At 34.7% G+C, this 24,333-nt stretch carries 24 protein-coding genes and 1 pseudogene; 12 read left to right on the plus strand and 13 right to left on the minus strand.

Annotated features, from left to right (window positions below; genetic code table 11):
• Positions 1 to 184: 184 nt before the first annotated feature.
• Positions 185 to 1,219 carry an acyl-CoA reductase gene (locus tag QWZ06_RS15085; RefSeq protein WP_290299246.1) on the minus strand — a complete coding sequence of 345 codons (1,035 nt, stop codon included), beginning with the start codon at positions 1,217 to 1,219 and terminating at the stop codon, positions 185 to 187.
• Positions 1,220 to 1,278: 59 nt separating this feature from the next.
• On the opposite strand from QWZ06_RS15085, the gene QWZ06_RS15090 reads away from it, so the two are divergent.
• From QWZ06_RS15090 to QWZ06_RS15120, 7 genes are all read left to right on the plus strand, one after another.
• Positions 1,279 to 1,629, plus strand: a complete 351-nt coding sequence (locus tag QWZ06_RS15090; RefSeq protein WP_068943024.1) for a 4Fe-4S binding protein — start codon at positions 1,279 to 1,281, stop codon at positions 1,627 to 1,629.
• Positions 1,630 to 1,739: 110 nt separating this feature from the next.
• On the plus strand, positions 1,740 to 2,807 hold the full coding sequence (gene serC, locus QWZ06_RS15095; RefSeq protein ID WP_290299249.1) for a 3-phosphoserine/phosphohydroxythreonine transaminase: 1,068 nt from the start codon (positions 1,740 to 1,742) through the stop codon (positions 2,805 to 2,807).
• Between the two features lie 121 nt (positions 2,808 to 2,928).
• Positions 2,929 to 3,894 (plus strand): D-2-hydroxyacid dehydrogenase, encoded by a 966-nt coding sequence (locus QWZ06_RS15100; RefSeq protein ID WP_290299251.1) that lies wholly within the window; start codon positions 2,929 to 2,931, stop codon positions 3,892 to 3,894.
• Between the two features lie 2 nt (positions 3,895 to 3,896).
• On the plus strand, positions 3,897 to 5,141 hold the full coding sequence (locus QWZ06_RS15105; RefSeq protein ID WP_290299253.1) for a DUF1015 domain-containing protein: 1,245 nt from the start codon (positions 3,897 to 3,899) through the stop codon (positions 5,139 to 5,141).
• A 55-nt stretch (positions 5,142 to 5,196) separates the two neighbouring features.
• Positions 5,197 to 6,603: a M28 family peptidase gene (locus QWZ06_RS15110; protein WP_290299255.1), complete on the plus strand. Its 1,407-nt coding sequence runs from the start codon at positions 5,197 to 5,199 to the stop codon at positions 6,601 to 6,603.
• Between the two features lies 1 nt (position 6,604).
• Positions 6,605 to 7,966: a M28 family peptidase gene (locus QWZ06_RS15115; protein ID WP_290299257.1), complete on the plus strand. Its 1,362-nt coding sequence runs from the start codon at positions 6,605 to 6,607 to the stop codon at positions 7,964 to 7,966.
• A gap of 2 nt (positions 7,967 to 7,968) precedes the next feature.
• Positions 7,969 to 9,327 carry a M20/M25/M40 family metallo-hydrolase gene (locus tag QWZ06_RS15120; protein ID WP_290299259.1) on the plus strand — a complete coding sequence of 453 codons (1,359 nt, stop codon included), beginning with the start codon at positions 7,969 to 7,971 and terminating at the stop codon, positions 9,325 to 9,327.
• A gap of 287 nt (positions 9,328 to 9,614) precedes the next feature.
• On the opposite strand, the gene QWZ06_RS15125 is transcribed toward QWZ06_RS15120, so the two are convergent.
• Entirely contained in the window at positions 9,615 to 10,067 is a 453-nt protein-coding gene (locus QWZ06_RS15125) for a hypothetical protein (RefSeq protein ID WP_290299262.1), read from the minus strand.
• 549 nt (positions 10,068 to 10,616) lie between these two features.
• Here QWZ06_RS15125 and QWZ06_RS15130 point away from each other — a divergent pair.
• Positions 10,617 to 10,862, plus strand: a complete 246-nt coding sequence (locus QWZ06_RS15130; RefSeq protein ID WP_290299264.1) for a hypothetical protein — start codon at positions 10,617 to 10,619, stop codon at positions 10,860 to 10,862.
• An 85-nt stretch (positions 10,863 to 10,947) separates the two neighbouring features.
• On the opposite strand, the gene QWZ06_RS15135 is transcribed toward QWZ06_RS15130, so the two are convergent.
• The 5 genes from QWZ06_RS15135 to QWZ06_RS15155 all read right to left on the minus strand — a co-directional run bounded on the left by QWZ06_RS15135 (position 10,948) and on the right by QWZ06_RS15155 (position 15,799).
• Positions 10,948 to 11,169, minus strand: coding sequence for a hypothetical protein (locus QWZ06_RS15135; protein WP_290299266.1), 222 nt, complete (start codon positions 11,167 to 11,169; stop codon positions 10,948 to 10,950).
• Between the two features lie 92 nt (positions 11,170 to 11,261).
• The gene (locus QWZ06_RS15140; RefSeq protein WP_290299267.1) at positions 11,262 to 12,428 is read right to left on the minus strand and encodes a retropepsin-like aspartic protease; all 1,167 of its coding nucleotides are present in this window, start codon (positions 12,426 to 12,428) and stop codon (positions 11,262 to 11,264) included.
• 307 nt (positions 12,429 to 12,735) lie between these two features.
• The gene (locus QWZ06_RS15145; RefSeq protein ID WP_290301372.1) at positions 12,736 to 13,773 is read right to left on the minus strand and encodes a peptidylprolyl isomerase; all 1,038 of its coding nucleotides are present in this window, start codon (positions 13,771 to 13,773) and stop codon (positions 12,736 to 12,738) included.
• Between the two features lie 81 nt (positions 13,774 to 13,854).
• Positions 13,855 to 14,367 carry an FKBP-type peptidyl-prolyl cis-trans isomerase gene (locus QWZ06_RS15150; protein ID WP_290299269.1) on the minus strand — a complete coding sequence of 171 codons (513 nt, stop codon included), beginning with the start codon at positions 14,365 to 14,367 and terminating at the stop codon, positions 13,855 to 13,857.
• A 361-nt stretch (positions 14,368 to 14,728) separates the two neighbouring features.
• A complete protein-coding gene (locus QWZ06_RS15155) occupies positions 14,729 to 15,799 on the minus strand; it encodes a branched-chain amino acid aminotransferase (RefSeq protein WP_290299271.1) in 1,071 nt (356 codons plus the stop codon).
• A gap of 85 nt (positions 15,800 to 15,884) precedes the next feature.
• Here QWZ06_RS15155 and mnmC2 point away from each other — a divergent pair, with 85 nt between their 5' ends.
• Positions 15,885 to 16,559, plus strand: coding sequence for a tRNA (5-methylaminomethyl-2-thiouridine)(34)-methyltransferase MnmC2 (gene mnmC2, locus QWZ06_RS15160; RefSeq protein ID WP_290299272.1), 675 nt, complete (start codon positions 15,885 to 15,887; stop codon positions 16,557 to 16,559).
• Between the two features lie 111 nt (positions 16,560 to 16,670).
• A pseudogene (locus QWZ06_RS15165) lies at positions 16,671 to 17,086 on the plus strand (NUDIX domain-containing protein).
• Positions 17,087 to 17,112: 26 nt separating this feature from the next.
• Here the strand turns inward: QWZ06_RS15165 and QWZ06_RS15170 are convergent.
• Entirely contained in the window at positions 17,113 to 17,817 is a 705-nt protein-coding gene (locus QWZ06_RS15170) for a DUF4294 domain-containing protein (protein ID WP_290299274.1), read from the minus strand.
• A gap of 51 nt (positions 17,818 to 17,868) precedes the next feature.
• Here QWZ06_RS15170 and chrP point away from each other — a divergent pair, with 51 nt between their 5' ends.
• Together chrP and rpe are read left to right on the plus strand one after the other, a co-directional pair.
• Positions 17,869 to 18,942 carry a chryseobasin maturation metalloprotease ChrP gene (gene chrP / locus QWZ06_RS15175; protein ID WP_290299277.1) on the plus strand — a complete coding sequence of 358 codons (1,074 nt, stop codon included), beginning with the start codon at positions 17,869 to 17,871 and terminating at the stop codon, positions 18,940 to 18,942.
• 337 nt (positions 18,943 to 19,279) lie between these two features.
• A complete protein-coding gene (rpe, locus tag QWZ06_RS15180; protein ID WP_290299279.1) occupies positions 19,280 to 19,930 on the plus strand; it encodes a ribulose-phosphate 3-epimerase in 651 nt (216 codons plus the stop codon).
• A 214-nt stretch (positions 19,931 to 20,144) separates the two neighbouring features.
• Here rpe and chrI read toward each other — a convergent pair whose 3' ends face one another.
• From chrI to rsgA, 5 genes are all read right to left on the minus strand, one after another.
• Complete coding sequence (gene chrI, locus QWZ06_RS15185) at positions 20,145 to 20,627, minus strand: chryseobasin maturation helper ChrI (protein WP_290299280.1); 483 nt, start codon at positions 20,625 to 20,627, stop codon at positions 20,145 to 20,147.
• A gap of 39 nt (positions 20,628 to 20,666) precedes the next feature.
• Entirely contained in the window at positions 20,667 to 21,764 is a 1,098-nt protein-coding gene (gene chrH, locus QWZ06_RS15190) for an MNIO family chryseobactin maturase (RefSeq protein WP_290299281.1), read from the minus strand.
• A gap of 4 nt (positions 21,765 to 21,768) precedes the next feature.
• Positions 21,769 to 21,990, minus strand: a complete 222-nt coding sequence (gene chrA, locus QWZ06_RS15195; RefSeq protein WP_290299282.1) for an MNIO class RiPP chryseobasin precursor ChrA — start codon at positions 21,988 to 21,990, stop codon at positions 21,769 to 21,771.
• Between the two features lie 175 nt (positions 21,991 to 22,165).
• Positions 22,166 to 22,582: a nucleoside-diphosphate kinase gene (locus QWZ06_RS15200; RefSeq protein ID WP_034722935.1), complete on the minus strand. Its 417-nt coding sequence runs from the start codon at positions 22,580 to 22,582 to the stop codon at positions 22,166 to 22,168.
• 752 nt (positions 22,583 to 23,334) lie between these two features.
• Positions 23,335 to 24,261: a ribosome small subunit-dependent GTPase A gene (rsgA, locus tag QWZ06_RS15205; protein ID WP_290299285.1), complete on the minus strand. Its 927-nt coding sequence runs from the start codon at positions 24,259 to 24,261 to the stop codon at positions 23,335 to 23,337.
• Positions 24,262 to 24,333: the final 72 nt, after the last annotated feature.

The raw sequence follows: 24,333 nt of genomic DNA on the forward strand, positions 1-24,333 counted from the left end.
AAATATTGACTTTCTCCTTACTTATAGTTGCAGGCTGCTCTTTCTTTTGATTATTCTCAACTTTCAGCCCTGTAACCTTCTGGGCAAACATAAACTGGGCACCAATAATCGCCAGACCTAAAAATATTTTTTTCATAGTATTTGTTTTATTATTTAGTGAAATAGGTCATGGAAGATACGAAAATCAGACCAGTTCTAAAAATTTCATCGTATCCACATTATCGGCATAGGTATCAAGCCCCGGATTTTGTGCTTCACCAAAGGAAATTGAATCTAAACCTAACTCATCTTTAGCGACTACACATTGAATATTTTCTTCATTTTCAGCAATAAAACCTGTCACATCCTCCAACGATTCATATCGACTGAAATTAATCACAGAAAGCGGGCTAAACAACTTATCATCTTCTTTCAACATCACAAAATTGTTATCCCAGAATTTCTCTAGGTTTAAAAGATAAACAGCTCTGTTATAATCATAATTATTAGCATATTTATTATGATTGATAATATCCTTAAATCCTAAGAAATTTTCAAACAGCCTGTCGATCACAAAATCCTGAGGAATAAAAATTCTCGTCACATTTCTGCATCCTAATCCAAAATATTGGAAAATATCTTTTGCCAAAAGCTGTAACTCTTCATCAGTTTCGTCACCTTTTAAAACAGCAACAGAAGTTCTGTTTTTACGGATAATACTCAAATGATTTTTAAAATAATATTCAAGATATCTTGCTGTATTATTACTTCCAGTCGCAATAACGGCATCAAAATTCTCTAATTTTTCTACAAATTCAAACTGTACCTGATCGCCGGAAAACTCTTTCCATTTATTTAACAAAAACGGGATCAGATATTTATCTTTAGACGACAGCTTAATTAAAGGAATGTGATTACTTAGTACAACAGAGATCACATCGTGAAATCCTACCAAAGGAATATTTCCAGCTAAAATAAGTCCAACTTTCTTGGAAATTTTCGAGATTGAATAATTTTTAAGCCAGTTTTTGAGGGTATCCTCCGTAAGAAGATCCGCCCATTGTTGCAGAGCAAATTTCTGATTATCAACAGTGAACCACGGATTTCCTATTTCGGATTTCTTTAATAATAATTCAATATTTACATCATCTTCATTGTGATCTTCCGGTTTCTTCGCTAAAAACGCTTTTATATAATCACTTAATTTAATAAGTCCTAAAACTTGATTTTCGGTATTCATAATTACTTTAAAATTGGGGAATATTTTGTAATTTTGTGCAAATTTAAAAAAAATTAGCGATGGCTATTAAAATAACTGATGAATGCATTAATTGTGGGGCTTGTGAACCAGAATGTCCAAACAATGCAATATATGAAGGAGCTGTAGACTGGAAAGCTTCTGATGGTACTAGTCTTCAAGGGACTATTACATTACCATCGGGGCTTACTGTAGATGCAGATTCAGCACAGGAACCAGTAAGTGATGATGTTTATTTCATTGTAACTGATAAATGTACAGAATGTAAAGGATTCCACGAAGAGCCACAGTGTGCTGCAGTATGCCCTGTAGACTGCTGTGTTCCGGATGAGGATCACGTAGAATCTGAAGAGGCACTGCTTAACAAAAAAGCATTCCTACACGGCGAATAAAAAAAATTCCGTCTCATAATGTGTGAGGCGGCTTTTTTTAACCAAAAATCCAACAAAACAAAAAATTAAGCTAAAGGATTTACTTCCCAAAGCAACCAAAAAATAAAAATATGAACAAAAAGCACAACTTCAGCGCAGGGCCATGTATCTTACCACAAGAGGTATTTGAAAAATCAGCACAGGCAATCTTAGACTTTAACGGTATCGGATTATCCCTTCTTGAAATTTCGCACAGAAGTAAAGATTTCGTTGCAGTGATGGACGAAGCACGTGCTATTGTAAAAAGATTGATGAACCTTGGTGATGATTATGAGGTTCTTTATTTAGGGAGCGGTGCCAGCATGCAATTTGCTATGGTTCCTTACAACCTGATGAAAGTAGGTGGAAAAGCGGCTTACCTGGATACAGGAACATGGGCAGCAGGTGCCATCAAAGAAGCCAAAAAATTAGGAACTGTAGATGTAGTAGGTTCTTCAAAAGAAGAGAACTATTCATTCATTCCTAAGAATTATACGGTAGGTTCAGAATACGATTATTTCCACTGTACTTCCAACAATACAATTTATGGAACTCAAATGAAATCATTCCCTGAAGTAGATACTTTAATGGTATGTGATATGAGTTCAGATATTTTCTCAAGACAATTGGATTTTTCAAAATTTGATTTAATTTATGCCGGAGCTCAGAAAAACATGGGACCTGCAGGAGTTACTTTAGTAGTCATCAAAAAAGATATCTTAGGAAAAACAGGAAGAGAAAATATGCTTTCTATGCTGGATTATTCTCAACACATTTCTAAAGAGTCTATGTACAATACCCCACCGGTATTTCCAATTTACGCTTCTTTACTGACATTACAATACCTTGAAAACAATGGTGGAATTGCAGCGGCCGAAAAAAGAAATGAAGCTAAAGCTAAGCTTTTATATGATGAAATAGACAGCAACCCATTATTTGAAACATTCTGTGTGGAAGAAGATCGTTCATTCATGAATGTTTCCTTTAAAATCACAGACGAAAGTAAAAAAGAAGAATTTGATAATGCATGGAAAGCAGCAGGGATTAGTGGACTTAACGGGCACAGAAGCCTTGGCGGATACAGAGCCAGCTTATACAATGCTTTACCTATTGAAAGCGTACAAGTATTGGTAGATGTAATGAATCTATCAAATAATTAAAACATAAAAAATTCAAAGATTGAAAGATTTAAAAGCAGTTAATTTAAATTTATTAATTTGCAGTCCAGTTTTAAATTTTTGAAATATTTTAAATCTTTCAATCTTTAAATCAAAATAACACATGAAAGTTTTAGCAAACGATGGAATCTCAAAAGCAGGAGAACGGGCTCTAAAAGAAGCCGGAATTGAAATTCTGGACAATAGAGTGGCCCAGGATCACGTTATTAATTTTATAAACGATAATAATGTAGACGTTCTTCTTGTAAGAAGTGCAACAAAAGTAAGACAAGACCTGATTGATGCATGTCCGGGACTTAAAATCATAGGCAGAGGCGGTATCGGAATGGACAATATTGATGTGGAGTATGCAAAAAGCAAAGGAATTAAAATAATAAATACTCCTACAGCATCTTCAAAATCCGTTGCAGAATTGGTTTTCGGGCACTTCTTTTCATTAGCAAGATTCCTTCACGAATCAAACAGACTGATGCCTTTGGAGGGGGAAACTCATTTCAATGCCATGAAAAAGTCATTCAGCAATGCTTATGAACTTTCAGGAAAAACGTTAGGAGTAATTGGCTTTGGAAGCATTGGCCAAGAAGTTGTGAAAATAGGAATCGCTTTGGGAATGAAAGTTCAGGTTCTCACAAGGAGTCCAAAAACAGAAGTTCTTACCCTGAATTTCTTTGATGGACAATCGGTGAACTTTGAAATCACTTCCACCAATGATATGGATGCATTCCTTAAAGAAGCAGACTTTATCAGCATCAATACTCCAAGAACGAATGAATATATTATAGACACGCCACAATTTGAAAAAATGAAAGATGGAGTGTATATTGTAAATACAGCAAGAGGCGGTGTAATCAATGAAGTAACACTGATTGATTTTATCGAGTCAGGAAAAGTAGCAGGAGCAGCATTGGATGTATTTGAAAACGAACCTACACCTGAGCTTCCTTTACTCATGAATCCGGCACTATCGCTATCCCCTCATGTAGGTGGAAACACGATAGATGCGCAAGAGAAAATCGGTATCGAACTTGCAGAACAAATTATTAAGCTACAAAAAGAAACTATAAGATAAATATGCCTGTTTTTAAACCTTTCCGTGGAATAAGACCTCACAGAGATTTTGAGGATACTTTCCCTACCCATCCACTGGATAATTTTACCCAGGAAGAAATTGCAGAAAAAGCTCAAGTTGAAAACACTTACATCAACATGATAAAACCGTATGTTGTAAGTAAATCTAAAGACGTCGATCGAAACCTGCGAAAGATTCGTTCTACATTTGAAGAACTTCTGGACGAAAAGAAACTCGTTCAGGATAATTCTGCATATTATCTTTACGAACAAATATATCCTAATAAACAAATTTTCAGAGGGCTTTTAGGTCTGGCGAGTATTGAGGATTTCTGGAACGGAAAAATCAAAAGGCACGAAAGTACCATCCCTCAGAAAAAAGAAAAACTGGCTCACTACCTTGAAAAAGTAAATCTTCAGGCTGAACCGGTACTTCTTACCTACCCTGCCAACTCAAAGATTGAGTTGCTGATGAACCACGAGGAAAAAAATGTTCCGATCTTTAATCATGTAGATACTATTGGAATCAGACATAAAATTTGGAGAATAGACAACCGTCTGAAACTTCAACAGTTTAAAGAAGTGATTGACCAAATCGACTCATTCTACATTGCCGATGGTCACCATAGAATTGGCTCTACAGCATTAAACGCCAAAAAACATAAAGACAAAAACAAACGACACAACGGTACGGAGCTTTATAACTTTGTATATAGCTTTATTGTGTCGAATCAATCTATTAAGATTCACGATTACAACAGAGTACTTCATGATCTGAACGGTCTTTCTACTGAGCAATTCCTTAAAGAGCTTGAACAATACTTCCTAATTCACGAAAAAGGAGAAACTTCATACTATCCATCTCAGAAATTCCACATTTCAATGTATCTGGATGGCAAATTCTATTCTCTTCACGTGAAACATGATCTACGTTCTAAAGAAATGTCTTTAGATAATCTGGATCACCATTTATTGGATAAATATATCTTCAAAGGTATTTTAAAAATAGATGATCCGGATAGCTCTGACCTTATCTCTTATGTAAAAGGCACTTCCAACATCAATGGAATCAACATTTTAAAAGAACAAATAGACAACAAAGAAGGAAAAGCCGGCTTCGGAATTTATCCTGTAAGTTTTAATGATATGATTAAAATTTCAGACTTAAAATTAAGCATGCCTCCAAAATGTACATTCATTGAGCCAAAATTGATTACAGCACTGGTAATGTATGATATGAAACCTTAATAAATTCCTATTTTTTCCCTACTTTTATCATCGGTAAAAGAAAGGTAAATAAAAAATGAAAAAAATATTCATTATACTTCCACTCTTTTTGAGTGGATTTTTATTTTCTCAAAAAAAAATCCAGAAAAAGCCCGCCGGCAGAGCAGCCATTCCTGTAAAATTAAATTATCACGATGAATTTAAAAAGATCTCAGACGAGATCATGACCAATGGCAGAGCTTATGAAAATCTCGGAGAACTCACGAAAGGCATTGGCTCACGTTTTAGTGCAACTCCTGGTTATACAAAAGCTGTAGAATGGGCAGAAAAGAAGTTCAAGGAAATTGGCATTAATATGATCTGGAGACAAGAAGCTAAAGCACCTATCTGGATCAGAGGGAAAGAGTCTTTACAAATAAAAGCAGAAAATGGAGATTGGAAAAACATCAAAATGCTTTCTTTTGGAAACTCTGAAGGAACAGGCGGAAAAGATCTTACAGGTGAAATTGTTTTAATCAATTCCACTACAGAACTTAATGCGATGTCAATAGGTCAGTTGAAAGACAAAATAGTCTTCGTGAATGTTCCTATGGATCCCAAAATCATTAATACCAGTGATTCTTATTTACAAACAGCAAAATCAAAATTAATCTCAGCTTCTGTCATCGCTAAAACAGGTGCAAAAGCTTTAATTATAAGATCATTAACAACAGCTAACGATGATACGCCTCATGCTAAAATGATTTACTACGAGCCAGATGATAAAGTTAAAATTCCAGCTTTATCAATAGGCGTAAGATCAGCGGAGGAGTTAGAAAAAACATTGAAGAAGCAAAAAGTTATCGCCAGGATCAATATGACTGCGGAGTCAAAAGGCAGCACGACTAACCCCAACATTATTGCTGAAATTCAAGGTAATAAAGATTCTAAAGTGATTGTTTTAGGAGCGCAGCTTGATTCCTGGGACATTGGTGAAGGAGCAATTGATGATGGAACAGGAGTAGCTCAGTGTATTGAAGTATTGAGAACCCTGAAAGCATTAGGATATGAGAACAACCATACCATCCGGGTGGTTTTATATGCCAATAGTGAAAATGGCGGCCAAGGTCGTGAAATGTATGCCGCCTATGTGAAAAAGAGAGAAGAAAAACACATATTTGCATTAGGAACAGATGCCGGAGGGTATTCTCCACGAGGATTTTCTTTAGATATGCCGCCTCAAAGAAGAAGATTAGTATCTCCCTGGAAAGAATATTTTCTACCTTATGGTGTTTATGATTTTGACCAGACAGACGCCATTCAGGATATCTCCCCTTTGAAAAAACTGGACATTCCTTTGGCAGAACTTGTAGTAGATACACAAAGGTATTTCGACTACCATCATTCCGAACAGGATACTTTTGATAAAGTGAATAAAAGAGAACTTCTCCTCGGAGCAGTCGCTATGACACAAATGATCTTTATGGTTGATAAAAATTGGTAATATGAAAAAGATCGCAAGCCTATCATTAATCGCTTTGGGAATAAGCTTTATATCAGGACAGACTAAAGAAGACTCCATACAGTTCAATAAAATCTCCACAGAAATCCTTAATTATGGAAAAGGATATGATGAACTGCGGGAACTGACTAAAAATATAGGCCACCGTTTGAGTGGCTCCGAAGCCTATGAAAAATCTGTACAATGGGCAGCCCAAAAACTTCGCGATGCCGGAGCAGACAAAGTATGGCTGCAGGAAGTGATGATTCCGGTTTGGGTTAGAGGAAAAGAGTCCTTACACATCCAAACCTCAAACGGAAACTGGAAAAGCCTTAAAATGCTTTCTCTCGGAAACTCAGAAGGAACAGCCGGAAAAGATGTTTCAGGAGAGATCATCATGGTTAAATCTCTGGAAGAATATGATCAACTTCCTGTTGAAAAAGTAAAAGATAAGATTGTTTTCTTTAATTATCCTTTCAACCAGGGAAATGTACAGACATTTATTTCCTATAGAGAATCAGGAGCCTACAGACGTACTGCCGCATCTTTAACCGCAAAGAAAGGCGGAAAGTTCGCTATCATAAGATCTCTTTCCTCAGCATTTGATAATGTTCCACACACAGGAAATATGCGATACGAAGAGAATATTGCTAAAATCCCTGCCGTTACCATTGGAAATACAACAGCCGATGAACTGGAAGCTTTATTAAAAAATCAAAAAGTTATGGCAAAACTCAACTCCAATTGTGGAATGAAGGGTGAAAAACGCTCCCACTCTGTGATTGGTGAAATTACAGGTAAAAAAGACCAAAGCGTAATTGTTGTCGGTGGACATCTTGATTCCTGGGATGTAGGAGAAGGTGCTCATGATGATGGTTCCGGAATCGTGCAAAGTATTGAAGTATTAAGAACATTCAAAAAACTAGGACTCCAAAACAACCATACCATCAGAGCTGTTTGCTTTGCCAATGAAGAAAACGGAACCAAGGGCGGAAAACAGTACGGAAAAACAGCAAAAGATAATAATGAAAAACATCTTTTTGCCATAGAATCAGATGCCGGAGGATTTTCACCTCGCGGAATATCGCTGGAAATGGATGATACAAAAAGAAAACAGATCAAAAGCTGGGTAAACCTGTTTTTACCTTATGGGGTCTATAATTTTGAAGGAAAGTACTCAGGTTCGGATATTGCTCCGCTCCACGAGATGGGCGTTCCTACTGCAGAACTCGTTCCGGAACCCCAACGCTATTTTGACATCCATCACACCGAAGAAGATACTTTTGAAAAAGTCAACCGCAGAGAATTACTTTTAGGCTCAACGGTAATGACACAACTTATTTATATGATTGATAAAAATTGGTAACAATGAAAAAGATATTAGGAACCTCATTATTGCTTTTTGGAATGGCAGCTTTTGGCCAAACCAAAGAAGACTCAATACAATTTAGCAAGATCTCCCTTGAAGTCTTAAATAACGGAAAAGGGTATAACGATCTGCACGAACTTACTAAAAATATCGGCCACCGTCTAAGCGGTTCCGAAGCCTATGAAAAATCTGTACAATGGGCAGCCCAAAAACTTCGTGATGCCGGAGCAGACAAAGTATGGCTGCAGGAAGTGATGATCCCGGTTTGGGTTAGAGGAAAAGAATCCTTACACATCAAAACATCCAACGGAAACTGGAAAAGCCTTAAAATGCTTTCTCTGGGGAATTCCGAAGGAACAGCCGGAAAAGATGTTTCAGGAGAGATTATCATGGTAAAATCAATGGATGAATACAATAAACTTTCCCCGGAGCAGGTAAAAGATAAAATCCTATTCTTCAATTATGCTTTCAAACAATCTTTTATAGAAACATTTAAAGGATATGGTGATGCTTCAAAATACAGAACAACCGCAGCCTCTTTAACGGCTAAAAAAGGCGGAAAATTTGCCATCATCCGCTCTCTATCATCTGCATTTGATGATGTTCCTCATACAGGAGCTATGCGTTATGAAGAAAACGTTTCCAAAATACCTGCTGTAGCGATCGGAAGTACGACAGCAGATGAGCTGGAAGCTTTATTAAAAAATCAAAAAATCACGGCAAAATTGAACTCCAATTGTAGCATGAAAGGCGAGAAACTCTCCCACTCTGTCATTGGTGAAATTACAGGTAAGAAAGATCAAAGTGTCATTGTCGTAGGCGGCCACCTCGATTCTTGGGATGTAGGAGAAGGTGCTCATGATGACGGAGCCGGAATTGTTCAAAGTATTGAAGTGTTGAGAACATTCAAAAAATTAGGAATTCAGAATAACCATACCATCAGAGTTGTTTGCTTTGCGAATGAAGAAAACGGAGTGAAAGGAGGTATTCAATATGGAAAAACAGCAAAAGAAAAGAATGAAAAGCACCTTTTTGCCATAGAATCTGATGCCGGAGGTTTTGCCCCTAGAGGTATTGCTTTGGATATGGATGATGTCAAAAGGAAACAGATTCAAAGCTGGTCAAAATTGTTCTTGCCTTATGGTGTGTATAACTTTGAAGAAAAATTTTCCGGGACAGATCTTTACCCACTCCATGATATGGGTGTTCCTGCTGCCGAATTAATGCCGGACTCTCAGCGCTACTTTGATATTCACCACACAGAAGAAGATACCTTCGACAAAGTAAACCGAAGAGAACTTTTATTAGGAGCCGTAGCCATGACCCATATTATATATATGATTGATAAGAACTGGTAGTGAAATACTAGCTTGATATAAAAAGAACCCATTAAATCTTGATCATAAGATTTGATGGGTCTTTATTTTTAACACAAAGCACTAATCATTTCACAACTGACACAATGTAACGCTATGCAATGAATGTCAGAAAACCAACAGGTTAAAAAACACTAAGAGAGTCTTTGTCATTCCGTAGGAAACTAAATAAAACTATTAAATAGTATGGTAAAATATCATTATAATATTACAAAATTCAATTCCATTAACTTTCATTAAGATTAATCTTCTATTGTTAATTAAATAAATTATTTTTCTTTCTTAAAAATTACTTTATCAATATCAGGAACTTCCAATCCATTATCTGAACCAAAAGAACAATCCGAAATCTCAGAATGATAGCTAAAAGAAATAGTATTATTCTCAAACTTTTTAAGATTTATCACAGCACCTTTGATTATACAATCCTGATATTGTTCAAAAGCTGCTTTACTAACTTTCAGTTGATACTCAGATGGTGCAGATGATGAAATTGTACTTTCATTCATGATGAATTTTTCTCCATTTACATTAATTAATGTAACCTGAAAGTGCTCCTTCTTTTCTTTTTCCAAACTTATAATTAAAGTAAGTGAACTTCCTTCTACTTCAGCTTTCCAGGTTCCCACTAATTCTGACATCTTTTTTTCTGTTTCCGAAAGCTGCTGTCCATATCCTAAGCTGCTGAAAAATAAAATCAGCCCTATATATATTCTATTCATCTTAAACAATTAAGATCTAAAAATAAAACTTTTTTCTTTGTTTGAGGAAATAAACCCCAAAAGACCCTAAAAAACAACATTATACACCATTTTAAAACAAAGCGTTAATAGTGAAATAATCACTTTGGCATGATATTAGCATGTACTATTTTGAGAAAAAATTAAAAAAGCACTAAGGATGAGAAAAAAGGTTTTCTGTGGATTTTCAGTTTTCCACTGATTTCAAAGTTCATATCTCGTATATGAATCCTTTTTTTTCTACGATGCCGTAAAAGATACGGAAACGTGATTGATTAGCCCTCCGGTTGATCTTTCACAGCAGAATTATGCACCGTATCTAACTGGTATCATCAATAAACCCATGAGTCACTTATTGATTCAAAATGATTATAATTTCCGGACTTTATAGCCCGGTATCATAATATTGAATAAACGGCAAGCTATCACAAATCTTAGCCTAGTAAAAAATATGCCTTTCTTTTTTTTTACTGTGATAACTTATCCATTTTATTCTCAATTAATTAATGTATAACCCTTAAAATGTTAGTAATGATGAGAGCCTTTTTTGAAATGATTTTTAAGAGAAATGAAGATGCTGCGAAAATGCATATCTGGAGCTTGCTTTTGGTATTGAGTTTTGCTGCCTTTTCTGTACTGGTATACAGTTCAAAACCAAGTTTAAATAGCTTAATGGTATATCTTACCGCCTTTGCCGCATATATCGGCTTTGGTCTTGTATTCATCAGTTCCCTTACTGGAACAGGAATGAAGAAAAGATCCGGTAGAAACATATAACTTTTATTTCACTCTTTTACTTAAAAACCGCCCTTTTTATTGAAGGGCGGTTTTTTAATACATTGCTTTTCTGTTATTTCACAGATTATTCTTTAAAGATATCTTTCATCATTTTCTCAAGGAATTGCGTAGTCTCCTCTTCTACCATTTTTTCAGATTTCACTACTAATTCGGCATGAAAAGGCTGACAACAAGCTTTTATCCCAAAGCCGTCATCAGTTTTTACAAACTCAGGATGTAAGTTATGTTCCGGACATACTTCGGCTTCTATTGTCTGTTTTATTAAATCGTAATTAAGATCAAACATATTTTTTAATTTTATTTCATTGGTGAAGGATAAAGATAGGGATAATTTATTTTTTTTAAAAACCGTATTTCTACGATATTTTACATCTTAATCTATCCCTTTAAATACATTTTCTTTTTAAGATTTACATTCATTACAGCTCCATCTCGCCTTATTTTCAAATCAATATCCACAGCATCCTTTTCTACCCTATTCAGAAAATAATGACAAGCTCCTTCTTTATCAAGATGGTCAAGATCTATATTATTAATACTGATGATAGAATCACCAACCTTCAATGGAAAATTCTCTTCCTGAAATATATAAGCAACAATTGGTTTAGAATCTATAAAACGATATCCGAAACCAAAGGATTCCAGCTGGTGAGAAGTTTCTTTAATTTGTTTCATATAAATCTTATGCCCTGTCCAGTCCAGAACAAATACAAAATTTTCCAGAAAGCTATTTCCCACTAAGTTTGAATTTCCTGTTGCTACTACTTCATTATTAAAAATCTTATTTCCAAAAGAAACATCATAAGCCTTAAAAATATATCCAGGTACAGGATTCCCGGTACCAAAAGCCCCTACAGAACTATTTCCGTAAACGTCAACCTTCTCTGTTACTTTTTTGGAATTGTATTCATGATTCGTAATCTTTAAATTCCCTGAAAACCCTGTGTCGAATGTAAGGTTCATTTTCTTATCCATAATACGAGCCTCTATAATAGGCGTCTTTTGATCTTTTACATCAAAGGGAATGACAATATCATAGCCTGTAAGATCAAACTTAGAAAGATCCTGAGTTCCCTCTAATGAATTTTCACTATAGTTAAGCCTCCAGAAAAGTTTAGCCATCTGATTAGAACCAAGAATTCCATCCACTTTAAAGCATCCGAATTCAGTAGCGGTAAGATCCATGACAATAACACCAATATCTTTAAAAGTTAGCTGATCCACAACCATTTCAGGCAATACAGTGAATATCTGGGTCTGTTTGTTCTTCTGCGAATCTTTCACACTGCTTTTATGCTTCTTTTCAAGACCTAATTCTGTATAAACTGCATTAGAAATGACAGTAGGTGCTCCGGTATCTAATAAAAAATTATATACTTTTCCATTAATATGGACTTTTACAAAAGGTAGATTCGTAGAATATTTTAAATTGATCTTTTCAACTGCTGATTTTAGTTGAACTTCTCCATTTTCAAAGAATTTTTTTCCCTGAGCAATAAGACTAAGATGAGAAAATATAAAAAGAGTATATAAAACTTTTTTCATGAAGTAGTTTTTACTAAAGTAGTTATTTTTAGAGTGTTGACAATACTACTATTAATAAAAAAGATACTTACATATAATTTTATACCATTGTCATTGACTACGCCGAATCTTCGATTTCTGACAAAGGACAAATCTCATATATGAATTTAGATTCTTCACTTGTGAACAATGTTCGCAAACCTTCAGTTTGTATTCAGAATGACAGAACGAAAAAATAACTTAATGTAAAGTTGTATATAGTTACCATTAAAATAAACAAAAAAAAGCCGCCCTTGTAAAGGGCGGCTTTCATATTTTAAAGATTCAATTATTTTACTTTTACAAGCTCAACATCGAAAACTAACCAAGAGTTTGGTGGAATAACTCCTCCTGCTCCTCTTTCTCCGTAAGCCATTGCTGGCGGGATCAATAAAGTAGCAGTTTCTCCCTCTTTCAATAATAGGATCCCTTCATCCCATCCTTTGATTACTCTTCCCATTCCGATTGGAATATCAATAGGTTCGTTTCTCTTGAATGAAGAATCAAATTCAGTCCCATCTACTAGTTTTCCTGCATAGTGTACAGAAACATTATCACCTGCTTTTGGAGCTTTACCGTCAGCCGTTTTAGTGATTTTATAATAAAGACCTGATTCCGTTTTTTGCATTCCAGCTTTTAAGTTTTCAACTAATTTCTCCTGGTTTGCTTTGAATTCTTCTTCTCTTTTCTTTTTTTCAGCCTCTTCTTTAGCGATGAAAGCTTTATTATTTTCAGCGATTTTAGCTTTTCCTTCGTTGAAAGTTTTAGCTGCATCGTAGTTTTTGTACTCATCACCTTTACCGAAAATAGAAACTTTTTCTAAAACAATATCAGTTTTAGGTTTATCCTGAGCTCCTTTCTCAACATTAGCAATAGTATCAATTACATCATTCCCTTTTACTACTTTTCCGAAGATCGTGTGTCTTCCGTCTAACCAAGGAGTAGCTACTTCGGTGATGAAGAACTGAGAACCGTTTGTATTAGGCCCAGAATTCGCCATAGAAAGAATACCTTTTCCTGTATGTTTAAGGTCGTTTCTTTCATCTTCAAATTTATATCCAGGATCTCCCATTCCTGTTCCCTGAGGATCACCACCCTGAATCATGAAATCTTTGATCACTCTGTGGAAAATAGTTCCGTCATAGTAAGGAACTCCCTTAGCCTTAGCTTTGTTGTCGATTTTCCCTTCTGCAAGACCGATAAAGTTGGCTACAGTTACTGGTGCTTTCTTGTCCTCAAACTTTACAATCAAGTTCCCTTTTGTGGTTTGAAGATTGGCATAAAGTCCGTCATTAAGACCTTCGTAAGTTTCTTTGTCTACGTTCATTTTTTTATAAATTGGGGTACAACTCATCAGCGAAACACTTGCCGCTGCCAGAATTATATTCTTGTTAAACAATTTCATGTATTATAAAGCTTTTAATTTTATGATTAATGGTATATCATTGTCTATTTTCTTTTCGTCTCCAAAAGTTCCATAAGCCAAAGAAGACGGTACCAAAAGCGTCACTTCCTCTCCATCACGTATAAAACGCAAAGCATTTTCCACGGCTTTCAATTCATCAAAATGCCCAAATTTGGCATCTCTTCTTTCAAAAGGCTGATCATAGATTTTAGTCTGATCAAAATCATACAGTTCATAAGAGTAAGAGATTAAAGAATTATCTTGTCTTTTTTCTCTACGATCAAAACCGTCAACTGTGGCCCAATAATTAAGCTGCATAGGATAAAACTTTACGCTTTGTCCATTGATCCAATCCTGAATCTGTTCTCTTTCTAAAGTATTCAGATTTTTCATCCTGTTCTTAGAAATATCCAGATCTTTTTGACTTAAAACACCTCCTACAGGAGGATGGGCCTTAGGTGCATTTCTATTGCAACTCAACAGGCTTAAGGCCGATATGAAGAGTATTTTTTTCATAAACTTTTGCGAAAATACACATTTTGTGAATCAATTACAAAAGCTTTTAAACCATTCATGTAAATTATATAAAAGCATCCGATGATATTTATGCTCAGATCCAATTATAAAAGATACAAAAGTTTTTAAACACTTCAGTTTTTATATGTTAAAAGTACAGCATTGAAAGGAATACATAAGTTTTAAAAACCAAATATTTTTATAAAACCTATCCAATCTATTCCACTTGTAGGCAACATTACTTACAAAAATTTGTGTAAATCTGCATAAATTTACGTAGAATCAATGTAAATACAAAAAGTACACAGCAACAAAAAAGCCAGGAAGATTCCTGGCTTTCTATATTATTTATTTACTATTATTAAACTGTTTCAAGAGCATGATCTACTACCACTCTCCATCCGAATGGATCTTCGGAAAGGTTGTTTTGAAGATCTACTAAATCTTTCTTAAGGATAGCAGCATAGCTTTCTTCATCAGATAATCTTGGAAGCGATAATTTCTCACCTTCATATCCTAAAGCCTGGAATTGAGTGGTTACCACCGCAGTACCTACTCCCCATACTTCTTTAAGAGATCCATTTTTCAAAGCTTCGATTACTGTTTTTACCGGAATTGGCTCAACTTTTACTTCAATTCCTCTTTTCTTAGCTAACTGAAGGAAACTGTCTCTTGTAACTCCATCAAGAATTTTCTCAGATGTTGGTGGTGTATAAATTGTATCGTTAATTCTTACAAATACATTCATAGTACCACTCTCTTCAAAATATTCGTGAGTTGCATCATCAGTCCAGATGATTTGCTCATATCCTTCTTCAATAGCTAACTGAGTTGGATAGAAAGAAGCGGCATAGTTACCAGCTGCTTTAGCAGAACCAACTCCACCGTTTGCTGCTCTTGAATAATGATCAGATATTTTTACAGATACTGGCTCTGAGTAATAACTTTTCGCAGGTGTTGCTACGATAGCAAACATATATTTTTCAGAAACTCTTGCTTTCAAAGCTTCTTCTGTAGCAAAAATCAATGGTCTGATATATAAAGACATACCTTCTCCCTGAGGGATCCAGTCTCTATCGATATCTACTAATGCTTTTAATCCGTCTAAAAAAATTTCCTCAGTCACCTCAGGCATAGCAAGACGCTTCGCTGACTTGTTGATACGTTCAAAATTCTTTTCAGGCCTGAAAAGGAAAACCTGCCCGTCTTTGTCTTTATAGGCTTTCATACCTTCAAAACAAGCTTGCCCATAGTTTACTCCCATCATTGCAGGTGTAAATGGTATTGGACCGTAAGGAACTAATTTTACATCACCCCATTTTCCATTTTCGTACTCACATATAATCATATGATCTATGAAGGTACCACCAAATGAAAAATTGTTTGGGTCAAATGTAGAAATTCTGGAGTTTTCAGTTTTTTGAATTATCATTTTTAAAAATTTTTACGATGTTCTACAAATTTAACATAATTTTCTAAATATAAAAATTTTAGAGTAAATTTGACAAAAAATTAGCTTGGAAAGAGAAATTAAGACCACAAAAGACGGAAGTAAAACATTGTTTATCAAAGACTTAAATGAAAATTACCATTCTCATAATGGTGCTCTTCAGGAAGCAGAACATGTGTTTATCAAAAATGGATTAAATCTAATCAATGATTGCGAAATTAATATTTTAGAACTAGGTTTTGGAACAGGTTTGAATGTTTTAGTGACAATTAATGAATATTTAAAAACTGACAAAAATCATGTCATTAATTATTTTTCGCTCGAAAAATACCCCATAAATGAATCCGAAGTTAATGATTTAGCTTACTTTGAGCTTTTTGATAACCCAGAGTTTAAAAATATTTATCAGAAAATTCATCTAGCAGATTGGGAAAAGCCAGTAGAAATCATTAGTGGATTCAACCTTAAAAAGATAGAATGTGACTTTTTCGACCTAAAGAACATAGATCTGCCTGCCATCAACCTTGTTTATTTCGACTGTTTCGGTGCAAGAGTACAGCCAGACCTTTGGGAGAAGCCACTATTCGAACTGATAACTGACAAAATGGCCATTAACGGATTATTAACAACCTACTCTTCTAAAGGCAGTGTGAGAAGAATCCTAAAGGAGCTTAATTTCCAGGTAGAGAAAAAGCAAGGCCCACCAGGAAAAAGAGAGATGATCAATGCAATAAAGCTTTAGTATCACAAAGAGATAATACAGCTTGTATTTTATTTATTTTATCTCTTCATCAATATCCCTCCTCACAAAAATTCCTTACCTTAGCTATACAAAATATTATACATTATATATATGATAGACAAGATCAACATTAGAGTGTATGGCTGTGCAGTAAAAGATAAAAAAGTTTTAACCCTATTTGAGGAATATGCAGGCGAAGCTTTAATGAAATTTCCAGGCGGTGGGCTGGAATACGGTGAAGGAACATTGGAATGCTTGCACCGTGAATTCGATGAAGAACTGAATGTGAAAGTAGATATTGTGGAACACTTCTACACTCAGGAAATTTCTTGGTTTCCCGTTTCAGAGAAAACGAACAACTTCTTACCATATATTATATTGTAAACATTGTGGATGAAAAAGAGTTTCTTATTTTAGATCCATGTATTGAAAAAACGGAATGGCTGGAGATTGACAGACCAGACAATCCCTTCCCTCTTCCTATAGATAAAATCGTATTTGATAAATTAAAAGAAAAATTCCTGTAAGTGACCTTACAGGAATTTTTATATTATTATTTTTTGACTTTAAAATCGCTTGCACCGGGATAAGGTTTCAAATACCCTGAGTTCCAGTTAGACTGCAGTAACGACTCTACAAATTCATCTGTTCTGTTTTTATGAGGGTCATATCGTTCTTTTAGATCAATATCAGCCATTTTCCCTTTCAGATTCCACCAAAAGGCACTAAACCCACCTCTCATCTCTTTAATAATCTCATACACATTTTTACCAGTCGCCCTATTCATAAGTTTAGCAAAAACCTGTCCTTCGGTAGTGGTTAGGTCTCTCAATTGTTTTTCATATTGATCGGCTAACATGTTTTGCCTTTCTCTTATGAACTTTCTTTTGGCTTTATTATCCATATCATTCATGTCTACCTGAATGTCTCTGTATTGCTGTAGAGCAGTTACAAATAAAGGATATACTCTATATAGCTTCTTATTTAAGAAATAATAGTAATTTTTATCCAATTGATTATTAAACCTCGGTTTATTAACCAAAACCAACTCATCCATCACAACTACGGGTTCACCGTTAACTTCAAAAATTTTAACTTTCTGTTGTTCGTCGTAATAATATTTATTGCCAAATTCATCCACTTTCAAAGATTCAGCGGGGTATTGATTCAACGGTTTTGCCACCACAGTATCATTCTGCCCAAAAACACTGACTCCAAAAAAGAACATAAAAAGACAGATAATCTTACTAAAATTCATTATTTTTACACTTATAAGAACAAAAATTAAACGCAAAAATCATTCCTTTTTATGAAATTTGAAAAGAAATCTTTGAAATTTTTAGAAAAATATTTAAATACTTCATCTCCAACCGGTTATGAACACAAAGGACAGGAAGTCTGGATGGACTACATCAGACCTTATGTAGACAAGATTGAAGTAGATCATTATGGTACATGTTATGGCATCATTAATCCTGAAGCAGAATTTAAAGTAGTGATTGAAGCTCATGCTGATGAAATCTCCTGGTACGTTAATTATATTACAGATGACGGGCTGATCTATGTCATTAGAAATGGGGGTTCAGATCAGACTATTGCCCCTTCAAAGGTGGTACACATCCACGGAGAGAACGGGATTGTAAAAGGGGTATTTGGATGGCCAGCTATCCACACAAGAACAAACCAAAACGAACCGACTCCAAAAATAGAAAATATCTTTATTGACTGTGGGGCAACTTCTAAAAAAGAAGTAGAGGAAATGGGAATCTTTGTAGGATGTATGATTACCTATCCTGACGAATTTTTCGAGATGAATGACAGATATTTTGTCTGCAGAGCCCTTGACAACAGAATCGGAGGTTTTATGATCGCTGAAGTAGCAAGACTTTTAAAAGAAAACAAAAAATCAATTCCATTCGGTCTTTATATCACCAATTCCGTTCAGGAGGAAGTTGGATTATATGGCGCAGACATGATTGCTGACACGATTAAACCAAATATTGCAATTGTAACTGATGTTACCCACGATACCACGACTCCTATGATCGAGAAAAAGAAAGAAGGAGACCAAAAATGTGGCGCAGGGCCGGTTGTATTCTTTGCACCAAGTGTTCATCACACAATCAGAGAATTGATCATTGACACCGCCAAAGCTAAAAAGATCCCTTACCAGAGAGCAGCTGCAAGCAGAGCTACAGGAACGGACACAGATGCTTTTGCTCACTCTAATGGCGGTGTTCCAAGTGCCTTAATTTCCTTACCTTTGCGCTATATGCATACAACAGTAGAAATGGTATCTAAAGAAGACGTAGGAAACGTTATTAAACTTATCTACGAAACTGTTCTGAAGATTAAACCGGAAATGAAACTGAAGTATCATTAAGATGAAAACCTTCTTTTATCATTTAGTCCGAAAACCAACGTTTATATCTATTTTAAGTGCTCTTTTCTTTAGTTATATAGTATTTTTAAGTATATATAAATTGTTTGATCCTCCTAAAATAGGATCGCCATACAATATGATTATTGAAATGTTATTAATTGTCAGTATTGTACCTTTAGGATTATTTATAATTGACAGATTATTAGTGATTAAAATTAATCATATCAAATTGACTATCATAGAGAGTATTATATTTGGAGGTATTTTCCTATATCATATTTTGGTTGATAATCCATTTTAGAAGAGAGAAATCTAAGTAAAAGTATAAAAAGTAAAAATGAAAACGAAGCTTATTGCTCCATCCCTTTTATCTGCAGACTTTGGGAACCTGCAAAGAGACATTGAAATGTTGAACCAATCTCAGGCAGACTGGTTTCATATTGACGTAATGGACGGAAGATTTGTCCCTAACATTTCATTTGGTTTTCCGGTAATGAAAACGGTTCAGCAACATGCTAAAAAGTTCGTGGATGTTCACTTGATGATCGTTGAGCCAGAAAAGTATGTTGATGAGTTTATCAACCACGGTGCTGACCTTGTATCTGTACATTATGAGGCATGTACTCACCTTCACAGAACGATTCACCATATTCAGAGCAAAGGAGCAAAAGCAGGTGTTGTATTGAACCCTTCTACTCCTGTTTTAATGCTTGAAGATATCATTGCAGATGTAGATCTTGTACTATTGATGAGTGTAAATCCAGGATTTGGAGGCCAGAAATTTATTGAAAATACCTACAAAAAGATTGCAGAAACAAAAGATCTGATCTTAAGCAATAACTCTACAGCTCTTATCGAAGTAGATGGTGGAGTAAATCTTGACAACGCTTCTAAGCTTTTCGAAGCCGGAGCGGATGTTTTGGTTGCCGGAAATGCAGTATTCTCTGCTGAAAGTCCGGAAAGAACCATTGAACTTTTGAAAATCTAAAAAAGTAAAAAAAGATAAAAGGCAGTTCCGATAGAACTGCCTTTTTCAATAGAATTTGAGTCGTCTTGGTTATTAATTTTTTTTCAAAATTATTTAATGTCTAAATTTCTTCTTACTAACAACACAAAGATCTGAATAAAATCAACTTCAGTCAATCCGTAAAAACACGGAATTTTCAGTCTGGGTATTTCCACGTATTCCAGAACCTTACTCACTACTCTTTATGCCAAATACAGGCACAAACAGCTAATATTATACTGATTACTGAAAAAACGGTTCTTATGTTGTTCAGAAAATTCCATCTGTTTTCAAAATTGTCACGCATCTGTTTAATAGCCTCTGTAGTAGAACCGGAAATATCAAACTGGTCGAGCTGGTCATTCATAGGAACATTTCCAATCACAGTCACTCCGAAAACCCCTATGATATAAGCCAATGTTGCCAGTAAAAGAAAAATAAAGGCTGGTTGCTCACCTCTTAACATGAAAGCAGACACAGGAAGAAGAATGGCAGTTCCCATAAAGCTCATAAAAAAAACAGGATTTAGAATCTCCCTGTTAATATTCTGCATCGCCTTCAGATATTCAATATCGTTCAATTTTCCCAACCCAAGAACCACAGAACATGAGTAGGCATAAAAAAGTCCGGCTATGAGCGCTGTAAGTACCGCTGTAATGATTAATAATACTGTTGTCATTTTCATATAATTTGGTTTGTGATGATTAGTTCTATCAGTTTAATAAGGATTCCATTTTTTAATGATATTCTGGGCTGTAAGAATCATTTCCGAATCCCAGTTCCTTGTTTTAAAATATTGAAATTCCTGATTCTTAATAGACTCAACCGCAGTATGATCAAACAATAATTTTGTAAGCAATGTCTGCTCTTCATACAACCCCCTATCTTCTAAAGGCTTTTTTGAAATTTTCACTTCTTTTTTGATCCATGAATCTCTATGCTGAATCTGCCAGTCTATGGAACCTATTATCATTTTAACCTTTCTAAAATCATCCAAAAAGCCATTCCTTTTTTCTTCTGTACCGATGGTATGCCCAAGTCTTTCAATAATAACGTACTCCAGATCTTTACACTGAGATAAAACTGAAGGCAATATGGAAAGTATTTCTTCAGGAATTATATCATCATGAGTATCCCTGCGTACAGGTTTCTTTCCATATACGCTCTCCTGCCAACTTCCCCCTGAGAGATGAATTTCTTTAATTTTATCTAACGGGTATAATTTGATTATATCCTCCATTCCCACTTCAAAATTACAAGACTGACAATAGATATTATGAAGATCCAAAATCAGAAATCCATTAGTACCTTCCGTTAGTTTGTCAAGGAAAATACCCTGCTCCATCACATCATCTAATGAAAATGAGAAAGCCAGATTTTCTATTCCAACAGGAACCTGCACTGCATCCTGCAATCTGCAAAGTCTATCTTTTCCAAGCTCTAATGTTTTAGGGTGTAGAGAAACTGGCAATGGCACTCCCTGATGAAAATTTTCGGTATTCATAAAACCGAAATGCTCTGTAATATGGCTATAATTTCTTTTATGAAATTCCTCTTTTAATTTCCTTAGCCAAATCTCCTGCCTTTCGCTCCAAAGAGCATCAAATAATGAATAATAAACCCCATGTCCAATCAAGCGGTTATTTTCAGAATAATAGTTCAGTAAATCATTCAGCCAGTCTGGTTCTTTTGTATGGTAGACTGTATCAAATGACCATTCAAGCACTTCAACAGAATTGCTTTGTAATAAAGGCAAAATAGCAGAAACAAATTCTGCCTCTGCCATCATGGATAGTCCTAACAGCGGTTTTCCCATAGCATTACCCCATACCACAGGCCGGACAGCGAGGCTGAAGCTTTGTGGTATCTCTTTTAACAACAGCTTTAGGCGTAGTTGGCTTTGGCTTTTCGGAGCTTTCAGGAATAGGAGCCACTTTTTTAACTTTCTTCACTGGCTTTTTAGTTTTTGTAGCAGGCTTTGTGCTTTGTGCAGAAACTCCTACCGCCAATAAACTAGCCATTAATAATGCTGGAATTTTCATAATTGCTTTTTAAAGAAAATTTTGCAATAAACGTTCCATTTATTTACATCTTAAAAGTACAACAATTTATCATTCAATATTTTGTTTTTACAAGATGAACTAAAAGCCTACCATTATAAAAAACAAAATCCGGAGAAAATACTCTCCGGATCTTTTATTTTGTAAGATAATTTTCTTAGAAAATCTCTCTTCCTGAAAAATGGAATTGAGCTTCGATTAATGCATTCTCGTCAGAATCTGAACCGTGAACTGCATTTTCTCCGATGCTTCTAGCAAACATTTTTCTGATTGTACCTTCTGCTGCTTCTGCAGGGTTAGTAGAACCGATTAATGTTCTGAAATCTTCAACTGCGTTGTCTTTTTCTAAAACAGCAGCTACGATAGGACCAGAACTCATGAATTCTACTAATTCACCATAAAATGGTCTTTCAGCATGTACTTCATAGAATTTTTTTGCATCAGCAACTGTAAGCTGAGTTAATTTTAAAGCTTTGATTTTAAAACCTCCTTCAGCAATCTTACCCAATATTGCACCGATATGTCCGTCAGCAACTGCATCAGGCTTAATCATAGTGAATGTAATGTTAGACATAAATGTATATTTTTTTAATGGTGCAAAATTACAAAAAATATCTTTGATTTTGATTTTAATTTTTTTTTAACATAAAAATAACTTTTATTAAGAAATCATGAACCAAACTTTGGCACAGTAATTGTTAATTCTATTACGATTCTCATGTTTAATTTGAGTTTTCATGGTTATTAGTTTTTACCCAGCTTCGGCTGGGTTTTTTATTTGTAAAAAATCAATCGTTTTATTGATAATTTGATAAAATTGAAAACCATATAAAAGTAGATTAATATAGTATTGCTTCTATTTCAATCAATGAAATAATTGACATTTTTTTAATATTTTTTCATTTCAAAGAATTCTGATATTAAAAAGTGGAGTTATACAACAAAATACAATGTCAAAAAGTGGAGTTATTATAAAAAAATCTATTTTTCTACTCCAAAAAAAAAGAACCAACCACCTAAGCTTACGTTTTTTAAAAAATAGCTTCCATATAAAATGTAATTGAAGTGAAAAAAATCAGTTAAAACTGGTTTTACCTTTCTTACTTCTGTAAGCTACATTTTCGATGTTGAATAAAAAGCTCTTTTCTTTATTTTAATTAGGCTAATTAATATGAAGTTCCATTTATGACGTATAATAATTATTAAAGTAAAGAAACCTAGCAGACTCTAGAAGCTTATTGCGTTTATATATAATCGAAGTATATAAAAAATCCTTCATATTCACTATATGAAGGATTTATATTTATTGATAGAATTATTTTATTATTACTTTTGGGCAGCTTCCTCTGCTTCATCCATCAGTTTTATATAAGTTGCATAACGGGAATGCTGAATATCGCCTGTTTCAAGAGCATCTATTACAGCACATTTAGGTTCATTAATATGGAGGCAATTATGAAACTTACATTCTTCTCTTTTTTTAAATATTTCAGGAAAGTAATGTTGTACTTCTTCTTTTTCAATATCAATCATAGCAAATTCACGAACCCCGGGGGTATCAATCACATTTCCGCCAAAATGCCAGAAATGCATTTGTGCAAAAGTAGTGGTATGTTTACCTTTTAAATGGGTATCCGAAATTTCAGAAGTTTTTAAGTTCAATCCAGGCTGTAAAGCGTTAACCAGAGTAGATTTACCACATCCTGAGTGTCCAAAAAAGACAGAGGTTTTATCTTTCAAAAGCTCCTGAAGCTGATCCAGGTTCAGTTTTGAATATGATGAAATTTCTAAAGTATCATACCCTATTTTCTGATAATCAAACTCAACCTCTTTAACAATTTCAATTTCCTCTTCATACAAGACGTCTATTTTATTGAAAAGAATTAAAGGTTTTATATTGTATGCTTCACAGCACGCCAGAAATCTATCCAGAAATCCTAACGAAGTTTCCGGATGCTTCAAAGTAAAGATAAAGCAGGCTAGGTCAATATTGGAAGCAATAATATGAGCTTCTTTTGAAAGGTTTACAGACTTTCTAATTAGATAATTCCTGCGGGATTCTATTTTGGTAATCCATGCAATATCATCCTGCTCTAATTGAAACTCTACAAAATCTCCTACAGCAAGTGGATTGGTAAGTCTTGTTTTGATTAATTTGAATTTTCCCCTGATTCTGGCCTCGAAAATTTTATCAGTTTCCAATTCCAGAACTTGATACCAGCTTCCTGTAGATTTAATGATTTTTCCTTTCATAGATAATATGGTGCAAATATAAGGAATTAGGGCTTAGGGTTTAGAATATAGGTGAAACAAATGTTCCAATTT

The sequence above is a fragment of the Chryseobacterium tructae genome (assembly GCF_030409875.1).
Taxonomy (GTDB): Bacteria; Bacteroidota; Bacteroidia; order Flavobacteriales; family Weeksellaceae; genus Chryseobacterium; species Chryseobacterium tructae.

Coding starts and splice junctions, on each gene's coding strand:
- QWZ06_RS15150 (WP_290299269.1), bottom strand. CDS start 14,367: ATGAAAAAAATACTCTTCATATCGGCCTTAAGCCTGTTGAGTTGCAAT.
- rpe (WP_290299279.1), top strand. CDS start 19,280: ATGAAAACGAAGCTTATTGCTCCATCCCTTTTATCTGCAGACTTTGGG.
- chrP (WP_290299277.1), top strand. CDS start 17,869: ATGAAATTTGAAAAGAAATCTTTGAAATTTTTAGAAAAATATTTAAAT.
- QWZ06_RS15200 (WP_034722935.1), bottom strand. CDS start 22,582: ATGTCTAACATTACATTCACTATGATTAAGCCTGATGCAGTTGCTGAC.
- QWZ06_RS15105 (WP_290299253.1), top strand. CDS start 3,897: ATGCCTGTTTTTAAACCTTTCCGTGGAATAAGACCTCACAGAGATTTT.
- chrA (WP_290299282.1), bottom strand. CDS start 21,990: ATGAAAATTCCAGCATTATTAATGGCTAGTTTATTGGCGGTAGGAGTT.
- QWZ06_RS15115 (WP_290299257.1), top strand. CDS start 6,605: ATGAAAAAGATCGCAAGCCTATCATTAATCGCTTTGGGAATAAGCTTT.
- QWZ06_RS15130 (WP_290299264.1), top strand. CDS start 10,617: ATGATGAGAGCCTTTTTTGAAATGATTTTTAAGAGAAATGAAGATGCT.
- chrH (WP_290299281.1), bottom strand. CDS start 21,764: ATGGGAAAACCGCTGTTAGGACTATCCATGATGGCAGAGGCAGAATTT.
- QWZ06_RS15155 (WP_290299271.1), bottom strand. CDS start 15,799: ATGATAATTCAAAAAACTGAAAACTCCAGAATTTCTACATTTGACCCA.
- QWZ06_RS15125 (WP_290299262.1), bottom strand. CDS start 10,067: ATGAATAGAATATATATAGGGCTGATTTTATTTTTCAGCAGCTTAGGA.
- QWZ06_RS15140 (WP_290299267.1), bottom strand. CDS start 12,428: ATGAAAAAAGTTTTATATACTCTTTTTATATTTTCTCATCTTAGTCTT.
- QWZ06_RS15170 (WP_290299274.1), bottom strand. CDS start 17,817: ATGAATTTTAGTAAGATTATCTGTCTTTTTATGTTCTTTTTTGGAGTC.
- QWZ06_RS15145 (WP_290301372.1), bottom strand. CDS start 13,773: ATGAACGTAGACAAAGAAACTTACGAAGGTCTTAATGACGGACTTTAT.
- QWZ06_RS15100 (WP_290299251.1), top strand. CDS start 2,929: ATGAAAGTTTTAGCAAACGATGGAATCTCAAAAGCAGGAGAACGGGCT.
- QWZ06_RS15085 (WP_290299246.1), bottom strand. CDS start 1,219: ATGAATACCGAAAATCAAGTTTTAGGACTTATTAAATTAAGTGATTAT.
- QWZ06_RS15120 (WP_290299259.1), top strand. CDS start 7,969: ATGAAAAAGATATTAGGAACCTCATTATTGCTTTTTGGAATGGCAGCT.
- rsgA (WP_290299285.1), bottom strand. CDS start 24,261: ATGAAAGGAAAAATCATTAAATCTACAGGAAGCTGGTATCAAGTTCTG.
- chrI (WP_290299280.1), bottom strand. CDS start 20,627: ATGACAACAGTATTATTAATCATTACAGCGGTACTTACAGCGCTCATA.
- QWZ06_RS15090 (WP_068943024.1), top strand. CDS start 1,279: ATGGCTATTAAAATAACTGATGAATGCATTAATTGTGGGGCTTGTGAA.
- QWZ06_RS15135 (WP_290299266.1), bottom strand. CDS start 11,169: ATGTTTGATCTTAATTACGATTTAATAAAACAGACAATAGAAGCCGAA.
- serC (WP_290299249.1), top strand. CDS start 1,740: ATGAACAAAAAGCACAACTTCAGCGCAGGGCCATGTATCTTACCACAA.
- QWZ06_RS15110 (WP_290299255.1), top strand. CDS start 5,197: ATGAAAAAAATATTCATTATACTTCCACTCTTTTTGAGTGGATTTTTA.